Consider the following 3,361-nt stretch of genomic DNA (forward strand, 5'->3'; position numbering starts at 1 on the left):
TCATTCAAGTTAATTGTTTATTATACTTGAATGAAGTGTGGTGACTCTACATTACTTTACTGATTGTAGATTGGGACTACTTATGGCATTTGATGATATGAAAGATATTTCTATTCTAGTCGTGGATGATATGATTGAACATATCGAAGGGATTTCTAGGCGTTTAAGAGACTATGGTTTTGAAATATTACAAGCTTGTGATGGTGAAACAGCACTTGAACTCGCAATTCAAAAAAAACCAGATTTGATTTTATTAGATATTGAAATGCCTCCCGGTATTTCTGGGTTAGAAGTCTGTAGAGAACTAAAACAAGACGTAGAAATGCAGCACATTCCTGTTATTTTTCTCACGGCTGCTGAACATTTGCGTGTTCAAGGATTCGAAGCGGGTGGTATTGATTTTATTGGTAAAACAGTGAATGAGGAAGAACTACGAATTCGGGTCATGAGCCATTTACAGAACTATCAAAGAACCGAAGCACATTTATTGCGTCGTTACGATTCTTATGATAGAAAACAGCGTAAAAAACAACAGCGTTTAAATCCTGAGCTTGCTCATATTGATGAAGTTTCAGAGCAGTTATTAAGAGAAGCGTCTAAAGATGAAATAAAAAGAATTTTGCAAGTGCGAGATTGGATGGCGATCAACTTAGATAAAGATAGTAATTTAAATGAATTAGCTCAAAAAGCAGGTATGAACCGCAACAAATTGACTCATTATTTTAAAGTTGGCTTGGGGGGCAAATCAGTATTTGAATGGTGGCGTGAGCAAAGAATGCAGGAAGCAGCACGGTTGTTACGTGATACCAATGAAAGCGTACAAATCATTAGCTGGAAAATCGGTACTAAAGACCCAAACTATTTTACCGCCTCATTTAAGCAGCGTTTTCGCTTAAGTCCAACAGAATATCGCAGAAAATACCGTGATGCTGATTATAAAGAGCCCGATGATGATGAGCCTGTATAAACTATTTTAGAATTATCTAATATACATGGATAAAGCAGTGCTAAATTAGATAAAAATACTTAACACCACTTACCACCATATCAGCTTACCGATACAATACTGTCACATTACATGCCGTCTAAGGCAAATACATCCACACCGTGCTCTTCAATCATCTCAAGTGCTCGACCACCACCACGCGCAACACACGTTAATGGGTCTTCAGCCACAATAACAGGTAGGCCAGTTTCTTCCATTAATAAGCGATCTAGGTCTTTTAATAATGCGCCGCCACCTGTTAATACCATGCCTTTTTCAGCAATATCAGAACCTAATTCAGGAGGAATCCGTTCTAAAGCGGTTTTTATGGTACTGACGATGCTGCTCAATGGTTCTTGTAGGGCTTCTAACACTTCATTGCTATTGAGTTTGAAGCTACGAGGAATACCTTCTGCAACGTTGCGGCCACGGACATGAATTTCTTTGATTTCTTTACCCGGATAGGCTGAGCCAATCACGTGTTTAATCCGTTCTGCAGTGGCTTCACCAATCAGCATATTATAGTGACGGCGTACATAGCTGATAATGGCTTCGTCAAAGCGGTCACCGCCAACACGAATTGATTCAGAGTATACAATACCGTTTAAGGACAATACACCGACTTCGGTTGTACCTCCACCAATATCTAACACCATAGAGCCAGTTGCTTCACTGACAGGCATACCTGCGCCAATTGCTGCAGCCATAGGTTCTTCAATTAAATGTACTTCTCGTGCACCAGCACCCGTTGCCGATTCGCGAATAGCACGACGTTCAACTTGAGTAGAGCCACACGGCACACAAATCAGAACCCGTGGAGAGGGGCGTAGATAACGAGTTTCATGTACTTTATGAATGAAGTATTGCAGCATTCTTTCAGTAATGGTGAAGTCAGCAATCACACCGTCTTTCATCGGACGAATGGCTGTAATATGACCCGGCGTACGACCTAGCATTAATTTAGCTTCTGCACCTACAGCGGCAATCGATTTTGCCCCGTTACCCTCTCGTCCCTGACGAATGGCAACCACTGATGGTTCGTCTAAAACAATACCCTGTCCTCTGACGTAAATTAATGTATTCGCCGTTCCTAGGTCAATGGATAAGTCGGTGGAGAAAAATCCGCGTACACGTTTGAGCATGGAATTAAGTTAATCCTGTTGACTGATACAGACAAAAATTACCCTGTAGTAAAAAATTTTCTGCTACTATATCGGTGGTTTGTATATATTTTGGTGCGATTATACTATAACCACTGTTAAGATAGAAAAATTATAGTTAAATATTTTTAGAGATTTTATTAGGAGCAAATTTAGATGTCGTTGGATAAGCAAGAAATTGAAAAAATTGCCCATTTAGCTCGTATTGCTTTGGATGAGGATGATGTCCCGCATTATGCGACGAATTTATCCAATATTTTGGAATTAGTTGAGCAAATGAGCCAAGTGGATACGGCTAATATTACACCTATGTCGAACCCTTTAGATGCAGTGGCTCGCTTGCGTGAAGATACCGCATCTGAATCTAATCAACGCGATCATTTCCAACAAATTGCACCACAAACCGAAGCTGGACTTTATCTTGTACCCAAAGTAATTGAATGATTTAAAGAGCTGTTCCCATACGCCGCATTATGATTATTTAAGCTAACAACCTAGCTCAACTATGCAGGGCTAGGGCATAAATCCTGCTCAGTTTGGTTATTGTTGAATGGGAGATGATGCGGCCAGAATCCCTGATTGATGTTTTCTAAGTTGGCCGAGGATATTTTTAGTTTGTTTCAATTTATCACTTCAAACCTGCCTACAATCTTAAATCACTGAATGCGGTTAATAATCGTTTGGCATTTTCTGGGCTACGTAATAAATAGGTAGTTTCTTGGTAGGCTGTAAAATCTTTTGTTGAAATCAATACCGCGTGTTTGCCATTATTCTGGGGAATTGTGATAGGTGCGTGATCATCATTGGCTTGATTAATAACGTCTGTTGGCAAGTGACAATATTCATTGGTTTGCTCTTTTGATAGATGATTTTTCAAACTATAGCACAAGAGTCATTTTCCATTTTAGAACAAGATTACACAGATTAAAAACACTCACCTCATTTGTCACCACCTTCAAACCTATCTACAATCTTAAATCCTGTCTATCCATTAACCCTTAAATCGTGTTCCAAAAGGACTTTCCTATGCCCACAGATTTAGAAATTATTGAATAATTAGAACAAGAAATTGATAAAAAATTAGGAGAAATTTGGATAGGTGAAATACTTGGTGACCATATAGAACCCATTTGAAATCTAAGATAATGTAGCAGCTAATCTTTTAAGTAAAAGTCGGATAAAACAAAGTTTGAGTTTTTGATTGGCATGAGTCAGG

The 3,361-nt window shown here is 38.9% G+C and carries 4 protein-coding genes; 2 read left to right on the forward strand and 2 right to left on the reverse strand.

Annotated features, from left to right (window positions below; genetic code table 11):
• Positions 1 to 82 precede the first annotated feature (82 nt).
• Entirely contained in the window at positions 83 to 967 is an 885-nt protein-coding gene (locus tag ABXH34_RS18285; protein WP_353573325.1) for a response regulator, read from the forward strand.
• Between the two features lie 107 nt (positions 968 to 1,074).
• Here the strand turns inward: ABXH34_RS18285 and ABXH34_RS18290 are convergent, their stop codons facing one another.
• On the reverse strand, positions 1,075 to 2,127 hold the full coding sequence (locus ABXH34_RS18290; protein ID WP_353573326.1) for a rod shape-determining protein: 1,053 nt from the start codon (positions 2,125 to 2,127) through the stop codon (positions 1,075 to 1,077).
• A 174-nt stretch (positions 2,128 to 2,301) separates the two neighbouring features.
• Between ABXH34_RS18290 and gatC the strand changes: the two genes are divergently transcribed.
• Positions 2,302 to 2,589 (forward strand): Asp-tRNA(Asn)/Glu-tRNA(Gln) amidotransferase subunit GatC, encoded by a 288-nt coding sequence (gene gatC, locus ABXH34_RS18295; protein WP_353573327.1) that lies wholly within the window; start codon positions 2,302 to 2,304, stop codon positions 2,587 to 2,589.
• Positions 2,590 to 2,788: 199 nt separating this feature from the next.
• Here gatC and ABXH34_RS18300 read toward each other — a convergent pair whose 3' ends face one another.
• Positions 2,789 to 2,977, reverse strand: coding sequence for a type II toxin-antitoxin system Phd/YefM family antitoxin (locus ABXH34_RS18300; protein WP_353573328.1), 189 nt, complete (start codon positions 2,975 to 2,977; stop codon positions 2,789 to 2,791).
• Positions 2,978 to 3,361 lie beyond the last annotated feature (384 nt).

The sequence above is a fragment of the Candidatus Albibeggiatoa sp. nov. BB20 genome (assembly GCA_016744725.1).
Classification (GTDB): domain Bacteria; phylum Pseudomonadota; class Gammaproteobacteria; order Beggiatoales; family Beggiatoaceae; genus Albibeggiatoa.